Genomic DNA, 6577 nt, shown 5'->3' on the forward strand with positions numbered 1-6577 from the left:
TAGATATACCTCTTTCTTAACTATGCTTATTTTACCTCATATTTTCGAGATCCTTAACAGGTTCTTAGGCAATAGCCGGTCCTTCTTCTCTATAACTACGATCAGAACTACCTGCATTTCTTGATTCACCTCGTCCTTCCACTTTTGGATCTTTCAGCGTCTTGCTGTAGGAATGTATAGTTAATACCTGTACAACCATAAAAAGTGCAATACCTATCAAGCCTAAAGTAGGTCCAACAGCAGGATTTAAGGACGATGCTAATGCTATTAACATTATCCTTCTTATTAAAAATACAGAAGAACCAGCAAGCGCCAATCCGGCTACAGACATATTGCTAGTTTTCTTGCTAGATTTCTCATCAAGATCAAACTTTTCTGTTTCCTTTTTCTTATTTTTTTCATGCTTATCAATATAAGAAACAAGAGTTGCAAGAAAGGCAATTGCATTGGCAAGAAATAAAATTGCATTCTCCGATGCTTCAAGTGAAGATGTTTCACCCATTATCATACCTACAATAACCAGTGCAGTTGTTATAGCCTCAATATAGATCAAACACTGACCTATATCAGAAATATTGTGCTCTTTTTCCTTTACTTCCTCTCCATTTTCAATATTCTTCAACTCTCGTTCTTTTTGTGCTATTTTCCTATTATTGTAAATTAAATATAGCGTACAAATAAGAGATAGGACCATGAAAGGTAACATAGTGTGGCTTAGCGCGCCACTTATCACGCCAAGTAATACCTGATCGCTACATATTTTTTCCAGTTCAATAGCCATAAATAATGCAAATGGAACCACTGTTACCAATGATGCACATTGTCTATATAGTTCTCTTTTTTTTAGTGTTAATAGTTCTTGTTCTAGCCTTTCTCTTTTGACTTCTTTATCAACTGTTGGCCAAAAATCCCAAAAAAACTCTTCTAATGGTTCAAAATCTCTTTTTTTCTTATTCTTTCCTGGAACCTTTTTGGTAGAAGAAAATTTGCCACTAGGTATTTTCATAATATTAACCTAATTAGTTGTAAGTTAATACAATTATACACCTTTTTGCTTTCTGAGTCAATATCACTAAGATATTAACTACTCCTGTCTATTAACTATTTCCTAGGAGATTTAATCAATCTGTTTGATGCCGGCTAGGATATAATTATAGCCTGACCACATAGTTATAATAGCTGCAACCCATAAACAAATCGCACCTGTATATTGAATCATATAATAATCGTTCATTATTAGCGCTACTACAGCAACCATCTGTAGAAACGTTTTAATTTTTCCAGCTTTGCTTACAGGTAGATTAACATTTGTAGCTATCAGAAACTCCCGTAAACCCGAAACTAATATCTCCCGACAGATGATGATAATCGACGGTACTATTGTAAAATCATTTATCTTTTGCTTATAAATTAGCATAATTATCGTTGAAACCACTATTAATTTATCAGCAATTGGATCAAATAGCTTGCCAAACTTTGATTGGACTTTCCACGCACGCGCCAGGTAACCATCAAAAAAATCCGTAATGCATGCAAACATAAAGATTGATATTGTTATCAGGCTTGCGTATTTATTTTCTATATAAAAACTTAATATTATGGCTGGTATTGCAAGTGCACGAGAAATTGTAAGCAAATTAGGCACGTTTTTCTTAAGCATGTAATACCATTCTACGTAGTAGGTAAACTTATACAGAAGTACACCAGAGTTCACAAGTTAATAGTTTACAATTGAACATTCATAAAAACTCCATATACTTAAAAAATACAAGCTTAAAATATAAGGATGTAATGATGAACGATGATTTGGATAGTACCACAAAACAAGAGGCACTTAAGTATCACAGTAGAGGTGGTAAACCTGGTAAAATTTCAATCATGCCAACAAAACCTTTATCTACCCAGTATGATTTGTCACTTGCTTATTCCCCTGGCGTTGCAGCTCCGTGTCTTGAAATAGCTAAAAATCCTGAGGTTGTTTATGATTATACGGCAAAAAGCAACTGTGTTGCTGTCATTTCAAATGGTACTGCAGTGCTTGGACTTGGTAATATTGGTCCTCTTGCTTCAAAACCGGTCATGGAAGGCAAAGCTGTTTTATTTAAGCGTTTTGCTGATATTGATGCAGTAGATATAGAAGTTGATACAGAAAATATAGAAGATTTCATCAATGCAGTAAGATATCTTGGACCAAGTTGGGGAGGAATAAATTTAGAAGATATAAGATCTCCCGATTGTTTTATAATAGAGAAACGCCTGAATGAACTGATGGATATTCCAGTGTTCCATGACGACCAGCATGGAACTGCGGTGGTTGTTGCAGCTGGCATAGAAAATGCTCTTGATATTGTCGGAAAGAAATTAGAGGACGTTAAGATCATTATGAATGGAGCTGGAGCAGCCGGTATTGCATGTTTAGAAATAATAAAGTCCATGGGCGCTAAAAATATAGTGCTGTGCGATAAGCAGGGAGTAATATACAAAGGTAGAAACGAGGACATGAATGAGTGGAAGGAAAAGTATGCAATTGATACTTCCGAACGTTCTCTACTTGATACAATAAAAGGCGCTGATGTATTCATCGGACTGTCTGCAAAAGATGTGTTAAATGAAGAGATGTTAAAGAGTATGGGCAAAGACCCGATTATTTTTGCTCTTGCCAATCCCGATCCAGAAGTAAGGCCTGAGTTTGCAAAATCTGTAAGGCCAGATGCAATAATTGCAACTGGTAGGTCAGATTACAACAACCAAGTCAACAACGTAATGGGTTTTCCTTACATATTTAGAGGGGCGCTTGATGTACATGCAGCAACAATAAATGATGAAATGAAAATTGCAGCTGCAGATGCAATAGCAAAGCTTGCCCGTGAGCCAGTACCAGGTGAGATATCTGCAGTCTATGGCGGTCGTAAAATGAGCTACGGACGTGAATATATAATACCTATTCCATTTGACCCAAGATTAATTTCTATAGTATCTCCTGCTGTTGCAAAAGCTGCAATTGATTCAGGTGTTGCAAGAAAGGCAATACAAGATTGGAGTAAATATGAAAATCAATTAAAATCTCGTCTTTCTAATGTTCTCAGCACGCTGAATTTACTATCTTCACATATGTAATTTATTGGATAAAGTTAAAAGTGATAAACCAATCCAAACTCTAAGCCATATATGCCAAACCTATTGGTAATGGTTGCAGTTGTTGATTCAACACGTGCAGTTTCATCAACTTTACTTCCTCCACCGGCAGGAGTATATCCTTCACCAGCTAGTATCTTTATTCCTGGTACAATATCTTTAAATTGGTTATCAAGGATACCAAAATAGCGTAAACCAGCAAATGCTTGAGTTTGTGCTGTAAGTTGGTGATTGATACCAAGTTTTGCTTGGTAAGCCAAGGCATATCTGGTTTTTCCTAGAAATTTAACCCTAGTTACACCTGCACCAATACCAACATATGGGGTGAATGGCATTTTTGCTATATTAAAATCACGATATACATTGACCATTCCAGCTAAGTTATTAAAACCTTCATTTTTCATCTTAAATGCAGCTCTGAACTCTGCTTCAACACTACAATTTTCTTGAATGTGAATATCAACCTTTCCACTTCTCCAAGGTGAATTGCATTCCGCTCCAGTAGACGCATCATTGTGACGACGAAGTTCAATATATCTTGCTTTTTTCTTATCTGAATAATCTTCATCATATAAGTTAGTCTGAGAATATAAGCCTTCAAACTCAACTCTCATATTTTTGAATAAATATCCTATTGCAGCACTACCGGCAAAACCTGGAACATATTTAGGACTGTATCCAGCTTCAATTCGCTCCTTCTTATTAAAACTAAAAACCCCCTCTGTTATATTGTCACCTGCATCTTCTTTTCCTTCTAGAGAACCTATTGCATTGAAGAATGCTCCAAAATAGTTAGCTTTGATGTAAACATCCTCTAAGTTATTTATTTTACCATCGTAAGATAAGCACCTAAATGAAAAAGTTAGCAAAACCAATAGATATGTGAATTTAAATCTTTCGCCCACCACAAAGCCTCCCTGCATAATTTGTCATTCCATTATTATAGTATGCTTCTATTTTTTATGATAGCAACTTTTTATTGCGCTCAATCGTTTTAGATTTATAATGAAAGTATTGTAATTTAAAGCAAATCAATGACTATTGCAATTCACGAATTAGAGAGGATCATCAAACAATCGTTCCCCGACGCTGATATAAAGATTCATGATCTTGCTGGAGATGATGACCATTATCATTTAAAAATAAACTCCAAGTGTTTTCTTGGAAAGACAAAAATAGAACAGCATAAAATGGTATATAAAGCTCTGGAAGGTCAGTCTATACACGCCTTGCAACTGGAAACTAATACTTAAAAATAAGGTGAATTTATGAGCAATTTTGAACAAATAAAAAAAGATATAACAGAAAATGATGTGGTATTGTATATGAAAGGCACTTCTGATTTTCCTCAATGCGGATTCTCTGGACTCGTCGTGTCAATCCTAAAAAAATTGAACGTGAAGTTTAAGTATATTAACGTGTTGGAGAATGATGAAATACGTGAATCTATAAAAAAGTTTTCTGATTGGCCAACAATTCCACAATTATATATAAAGGAAGAGTTTATTGGTGGTTGCGACATCACTCGCGAGATGTACGAAAAAGGCGAACTGCAAAGTTTATTGAAGGAAAGAAAAATTATTGCGGAATAAGTACCAAGAAACCAGTGCCCAGACGCTGGATAACGTAGTATAGCTATGAAAAAGGATCTTATGTCTTAAACCGTATCCGTTCAGGGGAGCGGCAAAATAAGGTAGACAAAGCAAGATAATAATGTTGATGTTAACACTATTGTCAAGTTTACTGGCCTTTCTATTAGTGAGATTGAAGAATTAAGTGTGAGCGGTTACAAATAATTTACCATTTCTTCTGGTTTCACTATCCTTTCGAACTCTTCCTCAGTGAGCAGTTGAAGTTTTGCTGCTGCTTCTTTTAGAGTGATATTTTCTTTATAAGCAAGCTTCGCTATTTTTGCTGCATTGTCGTACCCTATATGCGTATTTAATATAGTGACCAACATCAACGACTGATTCAGTAAATCTTTTATCCTCTCTTCATTTGCTTTAATACCAACTACACATTTTTCTGTAAAACTTAAACTTGCGTCAGCTAAAAGTCTTATAGACTGCAAAACATTGTAAATTATCACTGGCTTAAACACATTCAATTCAAAATGACCGTTTGAACCACTAATGGTTACAGCAACATGATTTCCCATAACTTGAGTGCATACCATAGTCACCGCTTCACACTGGGTTGGATTCACTTTACCTGGCATAATTGAAGAACCAGGCTCATTTTCCGGTAACATTATTTCCCCAATTCCGCATCTTGGACCAGAACCAAGCAACCTTATATCATTTGCAATTTTCATTAAACTGACTGCTACTGTATTGAGTGTTCCACTGAGCTCAACTAAAGCATCATTTGCCGCTAGCGCTTCAAATTTATTGCCTGCTGAAGTAAATGGAAGGTTAGTAATTTCTGCAACTTGGCTTGAAAAATCTTCAGCAAAACCCTTTTTAGTATTGAGTCCCGTGCCAACTGCAGTGCCACCTTGTGCAAGCTCATATATATCACTTAAAGTTGATTTTACTCTCTCTATCCCCTTTTTAATCTGGACTGCATAGCCAGAGAACTCCTGTCCTAGTGTTAGGGGCGTTGCATCTTGCAGATGAGTACGTCCTACTTTTATTATATCTTTAAATTCCTGAACCTTATTATCCAGGACCTTATGCAATTTTTCAAGATTTGGAATAAGCAAGCGGTTTATCTGGTCTGCTGCTGCTATATGCATTGCTGTTGGAAAGGTGTCATTTGACGACTGACCATAATTCACATGATCATTTGGATGTATCGGAGATTTACTACCCAAATTACCACCTAAAATCTCTATTGCGCGATTGCTGATCACTTCATTCATATTCATATTAGTCTGCGTTCCGGATCCGGTTTGCCAAACAACAAGCGGAAATTCATTATTAAATTTGCCATCTATTACTTCCTTTGCGGCTGCGCAGATTGCGTCCCCTACCTTATTATCTATGCTACCCTGCTTCATGTTAACATGTGCTGCTGCAAGTTTTACTATTGCTAATGCTTTAATCAGAGGCTCTGGCATTTTTTCTGTGCCAATCTTAAAATTTTCTAAAGAACGCTGAGTCTGCGCTCCCCAGTAATGTTCACTTGGTACTTTTACTTCCCCTAAGCTGTCTGATTCTATTCTCGTCCTTCTATCCATATTTTCCTCCTGGTGTTATGCAAACTGGTTCACTACATAATTTTTTCATGCCTACTTCTTGGTTAATTAAATCATACTAGATCCAAGTAGTCAAGTGTACGAACATTGCAATTTTCAGGTAACTTGCATGGTAGATGTACAACTGTACGAACATTGTCTAGCAGGAGGGTGTCATCCCAGCGCCCCTATGATGTCATCCCAGTGCTTGACACTGGGATGGCTTTGTTGCATAGGAACTGAAAAAATCTGGTGGCTACTGAC

The 6577-nt window shown here is 36.4% G+C and carries 7 protein-coding genes; 3 read left to right on the forward strand and 4 right to left on the reverse strand.

The window, feature by feature from the left end; genetic code table 11:
- Positions 1–64 precede the first annotated feature (64 nt).
- Entirely contained in the window at positions 65–1006 is a 942-nt protein-coding gene (locus tag OZD63_RS05950) for a hypothetical protein (protein WP_274979621.1), read from the reverse strand.
- Positions 1007–1117: 111 nt separating this feature from the next.
- Positions 1118–1660 (reverse strand): CDP-diacylglycerol--glycerol-3-phosphate 3-phosphatidyltransferase, encoded by a 543-nt coding sequence (gene pgsA, locus OZD63_RS05955; RefSeq protein WP_275008370.1) that lies wholly within the window; start codon positions 1658–1660, stop codon positions 1118–1120.
- Positions 1661–1794: 134 nt separating this feature from the next.
- Here pgsA and OZD63_RS05960 point away from each other — a divergent pair, with 134 nt between their 5' ends.
- Positions 1795–3117, forward strand: a complete 1323-nt coding sequence (locus tag OZD63_RS05960) for a malic enzyme-like NAD(P)-binding protein (RefSeq protein WP_275008373.1) — start codon at positions 1795–1797, stop codon at positions 3115–3117.
- 14 nt (positions 3118–3131) lie between these two features.
- Here the strand turns inward: OZD63_RS05960 and OZD63_RS05965 are convergent, their stop codons facing one another.
- Positions 3132–4040, reverse strand: coding sequence for a P44/Msp2 family outer membrane protein (locus OZD63_RS05965; RefSeq protein ID WP_275008371.1), 909 nt, complete (start codon positions 4038–4040; stop codon positions 3132–3134).
- Positions 4041–4169: 129 nt separating this feature from the next.
- Between OZD63_RS05965 and OZD63_RS05970 the strand changes: the two genes are divergently transcribed.
- Complete coding sequence (locus OZD63_RS05970; RefSeq protein ID WP_006280012.1) at positions 4170–4388, forward strand: BolA/IbaG family iron-sulfur metabolism protein; 219 nt, start codon at positions 4170–4172, stop codon at positions 4386–4388.
- Positions 4389–4403: 15 nt separating this feature from the next.
- Positions 4404–4727: a Grx4 family monothiol glutaredoxin gene (gene grxD, locus OZD63_RS05975; protein WP_274979616.1), complete on the forward strand. Its 324-nt coding sequence runs from the start codon at positions 4404–4406 to the stop codon at positions 4725–4727.
- A gap of 194 nt (positions 4728–4921) precedes the next feature.
- Here grxD and fumC read toward each other — a convergent pair whose 3' ends face one another.
- Positions 4922–6316 carry a class II fumarate hydratase gene (gene fumC, locus OZD63_RS05980; RefSeq protein ID WP_274979615.1) on the reverse strand — a complete coding sequence of 465 codons (1395 nt, stop codon included), beginning with the start codon at positions 6314–6316 and terminating at the stop codon, positions 4922–4924.
- Between the last annotated feature and the right edge of the window lie 261 nt (positions 6317–6577).

It is taken from the genome of Wolbachia endosymbiont of Drosophila leontia, from assembly GCF_028981785.1.
GTDB classification, from domain to species: Bacteria; Pseudomonadota; Alphaproteobacteria; order Rickettsiales; family Anaplasmataceae; genus Wolbachia; species Wolbachia pipientis.